General features: G+C 66.5%; 15 protein-coding genes. All 15 read right to left on the bottom strand.

Annotation, left to right across the window (positions count from 1 at the left end; translation table 11 throughout):
* Positions 1-29: 29 nt before the first annotated feature.
* The 15 genes from comE to ACFQ2S_RS05540 all read right to left on the bottom strand — a co-directional run bounded on the left by comE (position 30) and on the right by ACFQ2S_RS05540 (position 16,596).
* Positions 30-584 carry a sulfopyruvate decarboxylase subunit beta gene (gene comE / locus ACFQ2S_RS05610; RefSeq protein ID WP_386073404.1) on the bottom strand — a complete coding sequence of 185 codons (555 nt, stop codon included), beginning with the start codon at positions 582-584 and terminating at the stop codon, positions 30-32.
* Positions 581-1,087 carry a sulfopyruvate decarboxylase subunit alpha gene (gene comD / locus ACFQ2S_RS05605; RefSeq protein ID WP_386073403.1) on the bottom strand — a complete coding sequence of 169 codons (507 nt, stop codon included), beginning with the start codon at positions 1,085-1,087 and terminating at the stop codon, positions 581-583. The genes comE and comD overlap by 4 nt, the downstream gene beginning before the upstream one ends.
* Positions 1,088-1,099: 12 nt before the next feature.
* Entirely contained in the window at positions 1,100-2,023 is a 924-nt protein-coding gene (locus ACFQ2S_RS05600) for a hydroxyacid dehydrogenase (RefSeq protein ID WP_386073402.1), read from the bottom strand.
* A gap of 2 nt (positions 2,024-2,025) precedes the next feature.
* Complete coding sequence (locus ACFQ2S_RS05595; RefSeq protein ID WP_386073400.1) at positions 2,026-3,477, bottom strand: NAD-dependent succinate-semialdehyde dehydrogenase; 1,452 nt, start codon at positions 3,475-3,477, stop codon at positions 2,026-2,028.
* Positions 3,474-4,484, bottom strand: coding sequence for an aldose epimerase family protein (locus tag ACFQ2S_RS05590; protein ID WP_386073398.1), 1,011 nt, complete (start codon positions 4,482-4,484; stop codon positions 3,474-3,476). Before ACFQ2S_RS05590 ends, ACFQ2S_RS05595 begins: the two co-directional genes overlap by 4 nt.
* Positions 4,481-5,572, bottom strand: a complete 1,092-nt coding sequence (locus tag ACFQ2S_RS05585; protein WP_386073397.1) for a Gfo/Idh/MocA family protein — start codon at positions 5,570-5,572, stop codon at positions 4,481-4,483. Before ACFQ2S_RS05585 ends, ACFQ2S_RS05590 begins: the two co-directional genes overlap by 4 nt.
* A gap of 4 nt (positions 5,573-5,576) precedes the next feature.
* Entirely contained in the window at positions 5,577-6,959 is a 1,383-nt protein-coding gene (locus ACFQ2S_RS05580; protein WP_386073395.1) for a hypothetical protein, read from the bottom strand.
* A 10-nt stretch (positions 6,960-6,969) separates the two neighbouring features.
* The gene (locus tag ACFQ2S_RS05575) at positions 6,970-7,995 is read right to left on the bottom strand and encodes a tagatose 1,6-diphosphate aldolase (protein ID WP_386073393.1); all 1,026 of its coding nucleotides are present in this window, start codon (positions 7,993-7,995) and stop codon (positions 6,970-6,972) included.
* The gene (locus ACFQ2S_RS05570; protein WP_386073391.1) at positions 7,995-8,879 is read right to left on the bottom strand and encodes a PfkB family carbohydrate kinase; all 885 of its coding nucleotides are present in this window, start codon (positions 8,877-8,879) and stop codon (positions 7,995-7,997) included. The genes ACFQ2S_RS05575 and ACFQ2S_RS05570 overlap by 1 nt, the downstream gene beginning before the upstream one ends.
* A gap of 203 nt (positions 8,880-9,082) precedes the next feature.
* The gene (locus ACFQ2S_RS05565) at positions 9,083-10,141 is read right to left on the bottom strand and encodes a TRAP transporter substrate-binding protein (RefSeq protein ID WP_386073389.1); all 1,059 of its coding nucleotides are present in this window, start codon (positions 10,139-10,141) and stop codon (positions 9,083-9,085) included.
* A gap of 29 nt (positions 10,142-10,170) precedes the next feature.
* Positions 10,171-11,667 carry a TRAP transporter large permease gene (locus ACFQ2S_RS05560; RefSeq protein ID WP_386073388.1) on the bottom strand — a complete coding sequence of 499 codons (1,497 nt, stop codon included), beginning with the start codon at positions 11,665-11,667 and terminating at the stop codon, positions 10,171-10,173.
* Entirely contained in the window at positions 11,667-12,251 is a 585-nt protein-coding gene (locus tag ACFQ2S_RS05555; RefSeq protein WP_386073387.1) for a TRAP transporter small permease, read from the bottom strand. Before ACFQ2S_RS05555 ends, ACFQ2S_RS05560 begins: the two co-directional genes overlap by 1 nt.
* A 141-nt stretch (positions 12,252-12,392) precedes the next feature.
* Positions 12,393-13,166 carry a DeoR/GlpR family DNA-binding transcription regulator gene (locus ACFQ2S_RS05550; RefSeq protein WP_386073385.1) on the bottom strand — a complete coding sequence of 258 codons (774 nt, stop codon included), beginning with the start codon at positions 13,164-13,166 and terminating at the stop codon, positions 12,393-12,395.
* Positions 13,167-13,281: 115 nt separating this feature from the next.
* The gene (locus ACFQ2S_RS05545; protein WP_386073384.1) at positions 13,282-15,723 is read right to left on the bottom strand and encodes a GcvT family protein; all 2,442 of its coding nucleotides are present in this window, start codon (positions 15,721-15,723) and stop codon (positions 13,282-13,284) included.
* A 339-nt stretch (positions 15,724-16,062) separates the two neighbouring features.
* The gene (locus ACFQ2S_RS05540) at positions 16,063-16,596 is read right to left on the bottom strand and encodes a DUF3833 domain-containing protein (RefSeq protein WP_386073383.1); all 534 of its coding nucleotides are present in this window, start codon (positions 16,594-16,596) and stop codon (positions 16,063-16,065) included.
* Positions 16,597-16,599 lie beyond the last annotated feature (3 nt).

The following is a 16,599-nucleotide window of genomic DNA, read 5'->3' as shown; positions in this document are numbered from 1 at the left end:
TGCGCCCGTCCGCTGGCGGCACCTCGGCGCTAGCGCGCGACCTCGCGCATGAAACGCTCGCGGATCGTGATCGGGTTCATCGTGATGACCGGGCATTTCACGTTGCCGCTGTCGCATTTCGAGACGATGACCGTCATCCGGTTGGCGTCCAGCGCGGCACGCAGCGCCTCCGGCGTCTCCTCGGCCGAACATTCCACCACGTTCTCGCAACCGCAGGCCTCGGCGACCTTGGCCAGAGAGGTCCGGCCGCCGGTATAGGTCGGCTGGTCTCCGGTGGAACCGTAGCTGCCGTTGTCCACGATCAGCAGGATGAAGTTGTCGCAAGGATTGTTGCCGATGGTGGCCAGGGTGCCGAGGTTGGTCAGCACCGAGCCGTCGCCGTCGATGGCGATCACCTTCTTGTCGGTCGCCATCGCAAGGCCGAGACCGATGGACGAGGCCAGCCCCATGGTGCCCAGCATGTAGAAGTTCGACGGCTGGTCGTCGAGCGCGTGCAGTTCCTGGCTCGGCGAGCCGATGTTGCAGACCACGAGTTCCTCGGTGAGGATCGGTTTCAGCAGGTCCAGAAGCTCGTAACGGATCATTTTGCGCTCCCCCAGAAGCTGGCGTCGGTCAGGATGGCGGTGGGCTTGGAGCACATCTGGGTGTGCTGCAGGATGCCGGGCAGTTCGGCGACGTTCTCGGCCTTGTGGAAGTGATAGGTCGGGATGTGGAACTGGGCGAGCAGCGCCTTGGTGTGCAGCGCCATCTCGACCTGGCAGGCCACCGGCTCGCCCACCTCGCCGCGATAGGAGATCAGCATCGGCAGCGGGATCTGGTAGAACTGGATCAGCGTCGCCAGCGAATTGAGCGTCACGCCGAGCGCGGTGTTCTGCATCATGATCAGCGGCCGCATCCCGCCCATGTAGGCACCGGCGCACAGGCCCATGCCCTCGTCCTCCTTGTTGCAGGGGACGTGCAGGATGCCGTCGGTCTGGTCGACCAGTTCGATCACCCCGGCGAGCTGCTTGCACGGCACGCTGGTGACGAAGTCGATTCCGTTGTCGCGCAGATCCCCGATGATCTGCCTGTCGATCTCCCTGGCCATGTCGCCTCCTCCTCAGGACTTGTTCAACCGCTCGAGCACCATTTCGGCAATCATGGTGCTGACTCGGACGTTGGATTCCTCCGTGACGCCGGCAATGTGCGGCGTCAGGATCAGGTTGCCCAGACCCTCGAACTTCGCGGCCGCTTCCGCGGTCAGCGGCTCGGTCTCGAAGACATCGAGCGCTGCGCCGGCGATCTTCCCCTCCCGCAGCGCCGCGACCAGCGCATCCTCGTCAACCACCCCGCCACGAGCGGCGTTGATCAGGACGGCGCCCGGTTTCATCGCCGCAAGCGTCTGGGCATTGACCATGTGTCGTGTGGCGTCGACCAGCGGCACGTGCAGGCTGATCACGTCCGCGGCCCGGAGCACGCCGGAAAGATCGGTCCGCATCACGCCGGTCCAGGCCGGGCTGTCGGCGAGCACGTAGGGATCGGTGGCGCAGATCTGCATGCCGAGGCTCTGCGCCAGCTTTGCCGTCTCCTGCGCGATCGCGCCGAAGCCGATCAGGCCGAGCGTCTTGCCATGCACCTCGCGGCCCGCGCAATCCATGCGCGGCCACTCGCCCGCCAGCATCCGCGCATTGGCCTGATAGGCGCCGCGCAGCAGCACGAGCGCATTGGTGATCACGTATTCCGCAACGCTCAGGTTGTTGGCGCCGGTCGCGGGAATGACCTCGACGCCCTTCGCCTTGCAGGCCGCGAGGTCGATGTTGTCGAGGCCGACGCCAAGCCGGCCGACGACCTTCAGGTCCGCCGCGGCAGCGAGCAGATCCTCGGTGACCTGCGTCCGGTTGCGGACGATCAGCGCCTGAACGCCTGCCATCATGCCCGGGATTTCGCCCTGCCGGTCCGCCAGATCGGGCTGGTATTCCGCAGGCACGGCGGACTTGAGGGACGCAACGGCGTCTTCGTCCATGAACTCGGTGATCAGGATCATCGTCAGAGCACTCCCGCCACGCAGACATACTTGGTTTCGAGGTAATCGTCCAAACCCTGGCTGCCGCCTTCCTTGCCCATGCCGGATTCCTTGAGCCCGCCAAAGGGCGCCTCGACCGTCGTGATCAACCCGGCGTTGATGCCGATGAGCCCGTATTCCAGCCCGTCGTTCAGCCGGAACACCCGGCCGACGTCCCGGGTATAGGCATAGGCCGCGAGGCCGAAGTCCGTGGCGTTGGCGGCGGCGATGGCCTCGTCCTCTTCCTCGAACTTGAACACCGCCGCGAGCGGGCCAAAGATCTCCTCGGTCGCGAAAGCCATGTCGGCGGTCGCACCGGTCACCACCGTCGGCTCGAAGAAGGTGCCGCCGTTGCCGTGGCGCTTGCCCCCTTCGACGATGGTCGCGCCCTTCCCGATGGCGTCGGAGATGAACTCCTCGACCTTCTCGACGGCGGCCATGTCGATCATCGGCCCCTGCTGCACGCCCTCCTCGACCCCGTTGCCGACCACGAGGGCGGCCGTCGCCTCCTTCAGCTTCGCGACGAAGGCGTCGTGGATGCCGGACTGCACGTAGAACCGGTTGGTGCAGACGCAGGTCTGCCCCATGTTGCGGAACTTCGCGATCATCGCCCCTTCGACCGCCGCATCGAGATCGGCGTCGTCGAAGACGATGAAGGGCGCGTTGCCCCCCAGTTCCATCGACACCTTCTTCACCGTGGCGGCGGACTGGCGGATGAGCTGCTTGCCGATCTCGGTGGAGCCGGTGAAGGTGACCTTGCGAATCTCGGGGCTCTCCATGATCGCGCCGCCGATGGCGCGGGCCGATCCGGTGACGATGTTGACCACCCCGGCCGGGAAGCCAACCTCCTCGCAGAGCTTGCCCCAGGCCAGGCCGGAATAGGGCGTGGCCGTCGCGGGCTTGGCCACCACGGTGCAGCCTGCGGCGAGTGCCGGGCCGAGCTTGCGCGCCAGCATCGACGAGGGGAAGTTCCACGGCGTGATCGCCCCCACGACCCCCACCGGGTGGCGGGTCACCAGCAGGCGGCGATCCTGCGAGGGAGAGGGCACGATCTCGCCCTTGGCGCGGCGGATCTCCTCGGCGAACCAACGGACGTAGGCCGCGCAGATGGCGATCTCGCCTCGGGCCTCGAAGAGCGGCTTGCCCTGCTCGGTCGTCAGCAGCAGCGCCAGCGCCTCCTGGTTGTCCATCAGCGCGTCATGCAGGCCCTGAAGCAACTTCACGCGATAGAGCAGATCGGTTTTGGACCAGCTCCGGAAGGCGTCGCTCGCGGCGGCGATGGCGCGGTTGGATTCTTCCGCGCCGCAGTTCGGCACGGTGCCGATCACCTCGCCGGTGGCAGGATTCGTGACGTCGATCGTCTTGCCGCTGTCGGCCCCGACCCACGCGCCGCCGATCAGGTTGGACTGCTGCAGATAGGAGGTGAAATCGGTCATCGGCTGTCCTTCCGGAAGATGAACTGGGTGTGTTGGCTGTATGTCTCGCCCGGACGCAGCACAGCCTGGGGAAAGTCCGGATGGTGTGGCGCATCCGGCCAGACTTGCGGCTCGAGCGCAACCCCGGAACGCGGCCCCATGCGCCGGCCGTCAAGGCCCGGCACCGGCACGTCGAGCGCCGATCCGTCATAGACCTGCAGGCCCGGTTCGGTGCTGCGCAGCTCCATGGAAAGCCCTCTGTCGGGGCAACAAAGCTCCGCCACCCGGCGGATCGCCTCGCGGCCGGAGGAGAGGCAGAAATTATGGTCGATGAGCCCCTGCGCGCAGGCCGGACCGAGGGAAGCGGGCGTACGGAAATCGAACCGCGTGCCAGCAACGGAGGCGCGCTCGCCTGTCGGAATCATCTCCGCATCGACCGGCAGGTAAGCCTCTGCCGCGACCTCGAGAAGATGCCCGTCGATCGTCTCTGCCGCGCCCAAGTTGAAGTAGCTGTGATGCGCGAGGTTGCAGAGCGTCGGTGCATCGCTCCGCGCCAGCAGGGTGATGTCCAGCACCCCGCCCCCGGCGAGACGGACCGTCTGGAGGATCTCGAGATTGCCGGGAAAGCCCATCTCGCCGTCCGCCGCGCGGATACCGAGTGTGATGCTGTCGGCCGTCAGGTCCTTCAGCTCCCAAACCCGCTTGCCGATGCCGGCGGCGCCCCCGTGCAGCGTGTGCCGGCCGAGGTAGTTGGTATCGAGCTGGAAGGTCTCGCCGTCCAGTTCCAGGTGGCCGTCGCGGATGCGGTTGGCGTAGCGGCCCGCCGTCGCGCCAAAATAACGCGAATGGGCGAGGTAATCGTCAAAGGCCTCGAAGCCGAGCACCAGTGGGGCCTCGTGCCCCTCGAGCCGCAGATCCTGGAGCACGGCGCCATAGGTCAGGTACTGCGCCGTCAGCCCCCCACCCCGGAGCGTGTAGCGCCGGACCGGGGTGCCGTCGGGCATCAAGCCGAAGACCTCGGCGCTCACAGCGACACCTCGATGGCCTGGCCGGTGCGGGCAGATTGCTCGGCCGCCTCGCCCACGATGACCGACCAGAGCCCGTCGGTCAGCGTGACCTCCGGCTCCCCTCGGCCCGCCAGCACCAGATCGCGGAAGCGCTGATGCTGGAAATAGGTCGAGCCGTGGTGATCGCCGGCCTGGAGCACCTCGTTGGGCACATGGATCACCTCGCGCGTGATCTTCTTGGTGGCGCGCTCGGAAATGACGACCTCCGCGTCGCGCTCCTTGCCGTCGGGCGAGAAGCGCGAAGGACCCGGCACCTTGGCCTCGATCCGGGCATGGTCGCCGGTGACGCAGATCTTCTCCTGCCAGTAGGCGCCTTCGGAGAACATGCACAGATCCAACATCCCCCGCGTGCCGTTGGCGAAGTCGATGGTGACGAAGGCGTTGTCGATGATGTCGGGCCGGCGTCCGTCGTATTCCTCGTCGCGGTGGTTCACATCCATCGCCCCGCTGGCGTAGACCCGCACCGGGTCGCTCTGCAGGGTGAAGCGCATCAGATCCCAGAAGTGGCAGCATTTCTCGACCAGCGTGCCCCCGGTGCGCTCGTTGAACCGGTTCCAGTCGCCAACCTTGGGCAGGAAGGGGAAGCGGTGCTCGCGGATAGACATCATCTGCGGCCGCCCGATCCGACCTTCGGCAAGGTCGGCCAGAAGCCGCTGCATGGGCGGCATGTAGCGGTATTCCATCGCCACCCATATCGGCGCCGCGCGGCCCCGCGCCTTGGCCACCAGTTCCCGGCAATGGTCGGATGTGGTGCAGAGGGGCTTCTCGCAGAGGATCGGTTTGCCGGTGTCCATGACGTCCAGCATGATCCGATGGTGGGTGTCGTTGGGCGAGATGATCATCAGCACATCGCAGATGTCGGCCGAGAGCATCTCCCTGTAGTCGTTGAAAGCCCGCGCCGTTCCGCCCGAGGTCTCGACCGAGAGCACCCGCATCCCCTCGTCCGGGTCGGCGATGGCCGTCACCTCGCAACCGCCGAGGATGTTGAGGTTCCGGATATGCTCCTGCCCCATCATGCCCGATCCGATCAGCCCGTATCGCAATGTCATCGAGTCAGATCTCCAGGAGTGGCAGGCCAAGCTCCGCGGCGACGGCTCGAAGCGTCGCGCGGTGGTCGCCGTATGCCAGCGCCATGTGGTGTTCGAGCCCGCAGGCAATGATATCGGCCAGCACAGCGCCCGCCGGCCGCTCGAAGCGGACGACGCCGGAGGTGCCGGTGAAGGCCATCGGCCGGCGCAGCATCTCGCCGAAGGAAAGGATCATCTTCGGCGCGCCAAAGGCCTGGCTGATGCGCAGGAAGGTCACCGGCCCCGGCTTCAGAGGGAACTGGTAGAGCAGCGGCTGCTTTCGGTTGGTGTGGACCGTCGCGGTGGCCTCGGCCGTGTCGTCGCGCATGGAGATCGGCGCCTGCCCGCAATGCCAGACGACACCGGTGTTGTCGGCGGCATCCATATCGACGAGATCGGTCAGGAACACCGGCGCCTGCGCCGCCTCCAGCAGCACAAGCTGGGTGAGCGCACCATAGACGTCGGCCTCGCAGGCGCAGGGCACCTGGCCCTCGCCCAGCATCGCCGTCGGGCCGCAGACGGCGCCGCCGTACTGGGTGAAGGTCTCGGGCCAGCAGCGGATGGCGAAGGCGTTGTAGCTGCCGGACTCCCGGATCGTCTCGAGCGCGGCCTTCAGCCGAAGCGACCGGTCGAGCTCCTCCTGGTTTACCGCGTCCAGCCCGGTCACGTCGGCCTCCGCCGCCCGGCGCACCTCGGCCGCCGCCTCGGCGGGCACGGTCCGTGCGGTGTCGAACAGGTCGTCGAGCGCCAGCGCATCCACGGACACACCGGCAAGCGCCTGCACGGCCTCCGGCGTATAGGCGCAGGTGTCGAAGCCCACGGGGTGTTCGCCGATCCGGGCGATCTTCTGCCCCCGGAGCGCTTCCGCGACACGCGCGCCATCGGGCGACCGCGTCGCGACCGGCACCGCGTCGAGCCGCCCGGCCGGCCGTTCACCCGCCAGAAGCGCCTTGAGATCTCCGGCAATATCGTCCCCCGGATCGGCATAGAGCCAGGAGAAAGCCCGTCCGTTCAGCCCGAGCGCGTGAGAGGCGAGGTTCAGACCGCAGAACGCGTTCAGCCGCAAACGCCCGCCAAGGCGCGGCTCGGGCACGGCCCAGATTGACAACGGCTGGTCGAAACCTGCGGCGGCCGCCACGGCCATCGAGGCGTCGGTGAAGGTGACCTGCAAGATCAGCAGCTGGTCGATCCCTGCCCTGGCAAGCCCGGCCATCGCGGCGCGCGTCGCCGCCTCGTCGAAGAGCAGCTCGCGCGGGCCCACGATTTCGTGGCCGGTCGCGTCGAGCGCCGCTAGCATGGCCGCCAGTTTCTCCTCGGCGAATGGCACATCGAAGGTGGGGCGACCGAGCGGAAGGAGTCCGATTTTCACGGCCTTGTCCTCACATGGATGCGTATCTGTGGCGGAAGCTGGCATCGGCCGGGGTGAACCGCGCGCCGCCCGCGCCATAACAGGAATGTTGTGACCATTCGGCCGCGTGCGCGTCGGCCAGCGCGGAGATGTCGGCCATGTAGTCGACGGCGCCGCCGCGCAGCCCCGCCTCGATCGCGGCCCAGTCCGGGTAGGCCCGGAAGGCATCGAGCCAGATCGCGCGTCCGGCGAGGAACCCGCTCGCCCCCGCCGCGAAGGCATGCTCCAGCACCTTGCGGAACTCGGCCTTGCCGGCCCCGGCGGAGAGCATCACCCAAGGGCGGCCGGCCAGCCGACCCATCTCGTCGAAGATCGCCTGCACCTCGGCCGAGCCGTCGGCGTCGGCGGCGTTCACCGGGCTTTCCAGCTTGAAGACGTCGACACCGTAGTCGGGCTTGGCAAATTCCTCGACGGTCGCCAGCACGTCGTCGGCCTTCTTGCCCTTCATCTCGACGTAGTCCTTCGTCTGGTGCGCATCGGCCGCCAGCGGATAGACCAGCATCTCGAGCAGGAAGGGGATGTCGTAGCGTGCGCATTCCTCGCCGATGCGCTTCACATAGTCGTTCTGCTTCCGCACGACCTCGGCGTCGGCATCCGGGCGATACCACACCAGCACTTTCACCGCGTCGCCGCCCATGCGCTTGATCTTGGCCACCGACCAGTCGTCGATATCCGACGAGAGCCGCCCGCCCGGCGTCTCGGTGAAAACCGAGTCCTCCAGCGTCACGATCAGACCCCTGGTGGGCGAGAGCGCACCGATGCCGTAGGGGATCGCATAATGCGGGTCGAGCAGCATGGCGGTGGAGTGCGCCTGCAAGGTCTCGATCAGAAGGCCCTTGAAGCGGGCGACCTCCTCCCACGGCGCCTGCTCGAGCCCGAGATGCGCGGCGATCGGGCCCTTGATCGGCGGGCGCTGGTCCACCGCGGTCATCTTGAAGATGCCGTTCGCATCGGCCATGCGACGCAGGCCCCAGAGCTTGCCCGGTGTCAGTTCCATCATCCCGTCTCCTTGAGGAAGGTCATCACGGCGGCGCGGTCGGGCGATCCCGAACGGCCACCAAAGGTCATGCATTTGAGGGCGGCGGCCGCGCTGGCGAAGCGGATCGCCTCCGGCTCGCCCTGCCCTTCGGCAAGCGCCAGGGCAAAGGCGCCGTGCCAGACATCGCCCGCGCCGAGCGTGTCCTTCACCGCCACACGAAACGCCGGGAAATGCCGGATATCTGCGTCCTCGGTCCACCAGACACCGTTCTCGCCGTCCGTCACGCAGGCCCAGCCCGGGATTCGCGCGGCCAGACGGGCCAGCGCCGTGGCCGCATCCTCACCGGGTTCGAGCGAGGCCAGCCCCGGCCGGGACAGCGCAACGTGGCTCGCAGCCTCCAGCAGCGCGAGGTCGATCGGCGCCTCGCCGTCGACGATGCCCGGCACGCCCCATGCACGGGCGGAGGCCAGTGCCGCCGCCGCGCCGGCCGTCCATCGCGTGTCCACCAGCACCGCCTGCGCCCGAGGCGCGGCCGCGATCCAGTCGGTCGTTTCGGTCAGCCCGGAACCTCGGAAATTCATGATCTGCCGCTCGCCCGCGGCGTCGATATAGATCGAGGAGAAGGAGGAGCGCCCGCCCGCCGCGCGATGCACGTGGTCGATGCGAACGCCCTCCCCGGCCAGCTCTCCCAGCACCAGGTCGGCCAGCGGATCGTCCCCGACCCGCGTCGCCAGCGTCGCCTTGCCGCCGAGCCGGGCGATCGCCACCGCGGCATTGGCAGCCACGCCCCCGCCCACGATCTCGGCCGTGTCAGCGCGATACTTGGCGGCCGCGGTCGGAAAGCGCTCCATCGAGAGCACGAAATCCACCACCGCCATCCCGAGCACGAGAACCTCGGTCATGCCGCCGCCTTCCGGCCGTGGCCGGCCGCCCGTGGCAATACGATGCCCGGCCGCAACCGGGGCGCTGCCCGGAGACGATGGCGCACATAGGGATAGGACATACCTTGGTCCTGCTCGATGAATGTCAGTTCTGGCCCATCCCGCTGGCGGAAGGGGCCGGCTTTGCCCGGAGCCCCAGGGCGGGGCTCCGGAAACGTCGCTTGTTACTTCAGGTCCATCGCATTGGCTTCGGCGATCTTCGCCTCGACCTCGGCCACGGCCTCGGTGAGCGCGGTGAAGATCTCCTCGCCGCCGTCGACATTGGCCTTGAACCAGTCGTAGACCGGCGCAGCGGCCTCCTTGAACGCGGCCTTCTCTTCGGGCGTCGGCACGTAGAGATCGCCGCCCCCGGCCACGAAATCCTCGTAGGCCTGGATCGACTTGCGCTTGGGCGAGGCGAAGGTCGCCTGCTGGAGCGCGTAGAAGCCGTCGTTCACGACCATCTTCAGCTCGTCGGGCATCTCCATGAACTTGGCGTTGTTCATCCACCAGAGCGCGCCCATGTAGGCGTGGCCGTCGAGGGTCATGTATTGCAGGCCGGCATCGGGGAACTTCATGCCCATGATGTCGGTGATGCCGTTCTTGGAACCTTCCACCACCCCGGTCTGCAGCGAGGTGAAGAGCTCCGGCCACGGGATCGGCGTGGGCGACGCGCCGAGCGCGCGCACAAGCTCCTGCGGCAGGTCGGCGACCACGGTTCGGATCTTGAGCCCGGCGAGGTCATCGGGGCCCTGCACCCGCCGCTGGGTATTGGCGAAGTTGCGCCAGCCGCCGGTGTTGCCGATGGTCATCAGCCGGATCATGTTGTCGCTGTCGGCCAGCGCCATGTCGCGCATCGTCCGAGTGAAATCTCCCTGCAACACGGCCTCGGCGATCCGGTCCGAGGTCATCAGGTAGGGAAGGTCGAGCACCTGCACATATGGGAAGATCCCGGCAGCTCCGCCCGAGGTGGAGATGTAGATGTCGATCGAACCGTCGGCCACGCCCTGCAGGCATTCCGCGCCGTTGGCGCAGAGTTGGGTGCCGATGAACAGCTCGACCTCGATGGCGCCGTTGGAAGCGCTTTCGACATAGTTCTTGAAGACCACGAGGCCGTCGTAATCCTCGTCGTTCTCGTTCGAGTTCGCGGTCGCCCGCAGCGTGTAGTCCGCCGCGGTCGCCACGACGGTCGACCCGGCCAGGATGGCCGCGGCCGCGAGGGTCCTTATGGATGTTCGGAACATGCTTTCCTCCCTTTCAAGCACTTCTTCGATCATTGCACGAATCCCGTCAGCCGGGGGATCGTCATGGAAATGGCGGGAAAATAGGTGATCAGAAAGATCACGACCACCTCGACCGCCAGGAATGGCAGGATCGCCCTGGCGATACTCTCGACCTTCTCGCCCGAGACGGCCGAGGCGACGAAAAGCACCAGCCCCATCGGCGGCGTCGCGAGGCCCACAGTCAGGTTCACCGACATGATGATGGCGAAATGCACCGGGTGCACGCCGAGCTCGGTGAAGATCGGGCCGAGGATCGGACCGAGGATGATGATGGCCGGCCCGGCGTCGAGGAACATGCCGACGATGAACAGCAGAATGTTGATCAGGAACAGAAGGATCAACGGGTTTTCGGACAGGCCCAGGATGAAGCTGGCCATGTGCTCGGGTGCGTGACTGAGCGAGACCACCGTCTTGAACGACACCGCGGCACCGACGATGAGCAGCACCGTCGCGGAGGACAGCGCCGCCTTGGTGATCGTCGCCGGCAGGTCGCGGAGCGTCATGCTGCGCAGCACGAAGAATGCGATGATCAGCGCATAGGCCACCGCGATGGCCGAGGCCTCGGTGGGGGTGAAGATGCCGATCAGGATCCCGCCGAGGATGATGATCGGCGTCTGCAGCGGCGCCACCGCCTTCTTGCAGATGATCCGGAAATCCTGCGACACGGTCCGGCGCAGGCGCATCAGCAGAAGGTGGGCGATCGGGAGGAAGACGAGGAAGACCAGCCAGCCATTGACCGACACCGGTATGCCCACCGTCGCGAGCGAGGTCGCGATCAGCGCGAAGATCCCGGCAAGAAGCCCCGCCAGGTTCAGCCGCAGCAGCACGAAGGCGACACCGCTTTCCAGCCGGGAGATCTCCTGGCCCGGCGTCACGATGCGCTCCGCCTTGGGGAGGTCGTACTTGTCCGCCATCAGGCGCACCACCAGCATCAGGCCGATCCCGACGAGGACGCCGGGCACGATGCCTGCAAGAAACAGCGCGGCAACGCTTTCGCCCATGACATAGGCATAGATGATCATGATGCCCGAGGGCGGGATGATCGGCCCGATAACCGAGGACGCCGCGGTGACGGCGGCTGCGAACCTGCGCGAATAGCCGTTCCGCTCCATCGCCGGGATCAGCGTGGAGCCGAGCGCGGAAGTATCCGCGACGGCCGAGCCGGAAAGGCCGGCGAAGAGGATGGAGCTGAGGATGTTCACATGCGCGAGCCCGCCGCGCAGGTGGCCCATCAGGGCCTGGCTGAACTCGACGAGCCGGGTGGTGATGCCGCCCTTGTTCATCAGCTCGCCTGCGAGCACGAAGAACGGCAGCGCCATCAGCGGGAAGCTGTCCATCCCGTTGTAGAGGTTGCGGTAGAGCAGAGCGATGTCGCGCTCCTGCCCGTTGATCTGCAATAGCAGCCCCGGCGCCAGGAGCAGCGCGAAGAACACGGGCATCCCGATCATCAGGAAGACCAGAAAAACGGGGAGGAACCAGGCCAGCATCAGTCGGCCGCCTGCAGGATAGCCGGCGCATCATCGTGCGGCAGCTCGGCATCTGGATCGAAGAGCAGGACCACGCTGCGCAGGATCAGCTCGATGTTCACCGAGATCAGCAGGATCATGCAAACGAAGAGCGAGGCATACATGTACTTCAACTTGAGCTTCACCGTCTCCAACCCGACCCAGTCCAGCGGAATGCGTAGCGAGGAACTGTCGAACCGGCCGCCGAAGCCGAAGGTGTGCTGGTATCCGTGCTTTACACCGACCAGCAGCACCAGAAGCGACAGCACCAGGATCACCAGCATGAGCATCTGCCCTGCCGCGCGCGGCAGGGCCAGCGGCAGCATGTCGATGGCCACGAAGCCGCCCCAGCGATAGGCCGAAGGCGCCATTAGCCCGGTCATCCAGAGCATCAGGAAGCGTGCCGCCTCGTCCGGCCAGGCCAGCGCGTTGTTGAGAACGTAGCGGAAGAAGACCTGCAGCAGGATCACCACCACCATGATGGCGAGCGCGACCCAGCCGAGACTGCGCCCGAGTCGCAGCACGTGCGTATTGACCCAGCTCAGCGGGCCCAGAATTGCCAGCATCGGGTTCCTCCTCCCCGGCATTCGGCAGCGGCGGCGCACACATCGAGGCGCGTTTCCACTTTCGAATGGATCGAACGCTGCGCCATACGAACCATCCTGTCAAGCATCGTCGACAGCCCGGCATAGCGCTTTTGGGCCCGATCACCCGGCCAGCGTCAAGCCCACGCCGTTTTCGCGGCAGAGCGCGCGCAACTCCTGCGGACAGCCCGCGTCGGTCACCAGCGTGCGCATCTGGCGAAGGTGCCCGATGCAGACCGGCGCCATGCGTCGGAACTTGGAGGAATCGGCCGCAAGAATCGCGTGCCTGGACGCCGCCAGGATAGCCCGCGCCACTGCCGCCTCGCGCAGGTCGTAATCGAGCAACGCGCCGTCCGGGGCGATGGCCGCACAGCCTACGATGGCGATGTCGGCCCGGAACTGGCGAATGAACTCCACCGCTGTCTCGCCGAGCACGGTGCCGTCGGAGCCACGGATCACCCCGCCGGGAACCATCACCTCGACACCGGGAAAGCGCCTTATTTCGTTGGCCAATGCAACGTTGTCGGTCACGATCTTCAAGCCGACGTGCTGCCCCAGCCGCATCGCGGCCTCGGCCGTGGTCGTGCCGGAATTGATGATGACGGCGGTGTTGTTGGGCACCAGTGCGGCGGTGGCGCGCCCGATTCGTTCCTTCTGTTCGCGGGCGATCTGCTTGCGCAGTTCGTAATCGGTGTATTCCGTCCCCGCGAGAAGCGCCGCGCCGCCGTGAAACCGCATCACACGGCCGGTATCGGCCAGCGTGTTGAGATCCTTTCGGATGGTCTGCGGCGTGGTGTCGAAAAGGGCCGCCAACTCCTCCACCATTGCGCGCCCGTTCTGGCGCAGATGGCGCAGGATCGCCTGCTGACGTGTCTTGGATGCGCGAACGGCCTTCATCCCCTCCCCCTGCGCCGAAACACTTTCGATTTGAACACAAAACGAAAGCCAAGGGAAATGATGTTCTCCTCCTTCGCCGCGGCCGAGGTGGGAGATGCGCATGCCTTCGCCGCCTTCACGCCCGCAGGCGCAGGTTCTCCGCATCCCAGAGCGGCCCGTCTGGCTGCACGACCGCCCTGCGCCGCTCGCCGAAGATCGCGACCTCCAGCTCGGTTCCCGGCGCCGTCCTGTCGGCCCGCACCATCGCCAGCGCGATCGAGGCGTTGACGCGGTAGCCCCAGCCGCCCGAGGTCGTCTCGCCGACGATCTCGTCGCCGCTCCAGACCGACGACATGTAGGGCGCGTCGCAATCGCCGGCATCCACGACCAGCGTGGCGAACCGCTTGGCGACGCCGCGCTGGCTTTCCGCGAGAAGCGCGGCCTTGCCCGGAAAGTCATCGGGCTTGTCGAGCTTCACAAAGCGGTCGAGCCCGGCCTCGAGCAGGGAATAGTCGCTGGAGAGATCGCCCTTCCAGGTCCGGTAGCCCTTTTCGAGCCGCAGCGCGTCCAGCGCAAACATCCCGAAAGGTTTCGCCCCTCCGGCGAGAACGGCGTCATAAATCGCCGGCATGTCGTCGAAGGACGCGTGGACTTCCCAACCGAGTTCACCGGCATAGGACACCCGCACCATCAGCGCCGGCTTTCCCGCGACCTCCGCCTGCTGATGGGCTAGCCAGCCGAGGCTCAGGTTTGCGGTCGAGATACCCTCGAAGAGGTCGCGGGATTTCGGGCCGGTGACGATGAGCGTGGAGAGCTCCCGCGTCCGGTCAACCAGCGACAGCCCTTCGGGCAGGTGCTTCTTCAGGAGCTCGAAATCGTGCCACTGGGCCGACGCGGCGGTGATCAGCGTGAAGGCATCCTCACCATGCCGCAGCACCGACATCTCGGTCAGGATGCGGCCGTGCTGGTCCGGGAAATAGGCTAGCGTCATCCGGCCCACACGACAAAGTGCGCCGGCGATCCGACTACGTAGCCAGTCCGTGGCGCCCGTGCCTTCGAGCGAGAAGCGCGAGAAACCGGGCAGGTCGAGCACCCCGACGCCGTCGCGCACCGCCTCGCATTCCTCGCGGATGCGCGGCTCCCATGGGCCGGCACGGAGCCAGCTTTGTGTCGCTTCCTCCGACGTGTCGTCGCCCGGCTGCGCAAACCAGTTCGCACGCTCCCAGCCGTTGTAGCTGCCCATCTGGCCGCCAAGGGCCCGAATCTTGGCGTCGACGGGCGACAGCTTGCGGTCGCGTGCGGCGGGCCAGCTGTGCCGGGGGAAATGCATCGCGTATTCGTGGCCATAGACCTCCATGGCCTTGTCGATGCAGAACTCCAGGTCGGTGTAGTCGGTGAAGCGGCGCGGGTCGCAGGCCCACATGTCCCATTCCGTCGCGCCTTCGGTGATCCATTCCGCCGCGACCTTGCCGGCGCCCCCGCCTTGGGCAATGCCGAAGGTGAAGGAATGCGCTTCGAAGGCGTTCGGCACCCCCGGCATCGGCCCGATCATCGGATGGCCATCGGGCGCGTATGGGATCGGGCCGTTGATGTTGCGCGCCACGCCCTGCGTGCCGAGGATCGGCACCCGGGCCATCGCGTCCTCGATATGCCACTCCAGCCTGTCGAGATCGTCGGGATAGAGCTGGAAGGAGAAATCCTCGGGGAAGGGATCGTCTTGGGTGATCCAGTGCGCCTTGCAGTTGGGCTCATAGGGGCCGAGGTTCAGCCCGTTCTTGTCCTGGCGCAGGTAGTAGGAGGTGTCGACGTCGCGCAGGATCGGCAGCTTGCGGCCGGCTTCCTTGGTCCAGGCGGCCAGTTCCGGGATCTCGTCGGTCAGGAAGTACTGGTGGGACATCACCGCCGCCGGCGCCAGACGCCCGCCGTAGGGGAGGAACCACTCGCTCACGCGCCGCGCATAGTAGCCGGCGGCATTGACCACGATCTCGCAGCGAACCTCGCCCTGACCGGTCTCGACGATCCATTCGCCCCCCTCGCGGCGCACCCCGGTGACCGGCGTGAACCGTGCGATCCGCGCGCCGAGATCGCGCGCGCCTTTCGCCATCGCCTGGGTCACCTGCGCGGGGTCGATGTCGCCGTCCAGGGGGTCCCAGAGACCACCGGCAAGGTCATGCGTCTCCATGAACGGGTGGTAGGCCTGCAGTTCCTCGGGAGTGCAGATCTTCATCTCCAGCCCCTGGTGGCGGCCCATGCTGGCGACGCGCTCGAACTCCCGCATCCGGGTGTCGGAATGGGCCAGTCGGACGGCGCCGGTGACATGATAGTTGATCGGGTAGTCAACCAATTCGGCGAGGCCCCGGTAGAGCTGCAGCGAATAGCGCTGCATGTTCATTACCGCCCAGGAGGCCGAGAAATTCGGGCAGTTGCCAGCCGCGTGCCAGGTCGAGCCCGCGGTGAGCTCGTTCTTTTCGAGCAGAAGGCAGTCGATCCAGCCTGCCCTGGCGAGGTGATAGAGCGTCGAGACAGCGACGACCCCACCCCCGATGATGACGACACGTGCAGTAGAAGGCAGGCTCATGCGCGGTTCCCTGGTCTGACCGGGCGGAGAGGTCCCGGTGCGCCATGAGGTTCCTGCCTGTCCGCGGCGCCGGGAACGCCCTCCGTCAGTGGCCTCGGCGGGCTGGGAGAGGTAACGACGGAGCGCCCGAAAGGCCGGTCATGGCGACTGGTTTCGTGAAATTTTCCACGAATTTTTCACCCGCCGATCCGCGCTCTGTCAACATCAATCTCGCGACCAGCCGCACAGACACGCTCGAATGCACCGGCGAGGTCGGTCATCTGCAAAGGAAATGCCTCCACCGCACCAGCGCCAAAGGTCGACAGACCATTCGAGCAGCCTTGCACGCAGGGCGCCCTGTCATTCCTTCTCGAACTGGATGATCGCCTCGCCGAGGCGTATACCGAACCGAGAAACGTAGGCCCGGTTGAGCAAACGATCCTCGGTTTGAAGCCACATCCAGTCGTCGAAATCGACGCGCATCGTGCCGCTTCGGACCGGCAGGTCGATGCGGTAGCGCCAGTTGAACGTGTCCCCGCGCTCCTCGCCCTTCGCAATGCCGATCACACCGGGCGCGGAGCCTTCCCATGTCTGCGCCCCGGTCTTGCGCAGCGTCCAGATACGCTGCTCCGTCTCGCCGTCGTCATAGGTGAAATCCTCCACCAGGCGCAGCATGCTGCCGTCCCAGGTGCCGTCGATCTCCACCGCGAAGCGCCGCTGCACCGTGCCGAAACGGTCCTGGAACTGCCCGTAGGCCACGGTGCGGCCCGCGAAGAACTCCTCCAGGTTCAGCTCCCTGTCCGAAAGGAGCGCATCGTTCGGACCGGGGGTGCCGGAACAGGCGGCCAGCGTCATCACCATGCCTGCGGCCAGAAGGGTCGGGATCGTCTTCATCGT

The organism is Tropicimonas aquimaris (assembly GCF_042676185.1).
Lineage (GTDB): Bacteria > Pseudomonadota > Alphaproteobacteria > Rhodobacterales > Rhodobacteraceae > Tropicimonas > Tropicimonas aquimaris.
This window is presented reverse-complemented; position numbering and strand designations above follow the sequence as displayed.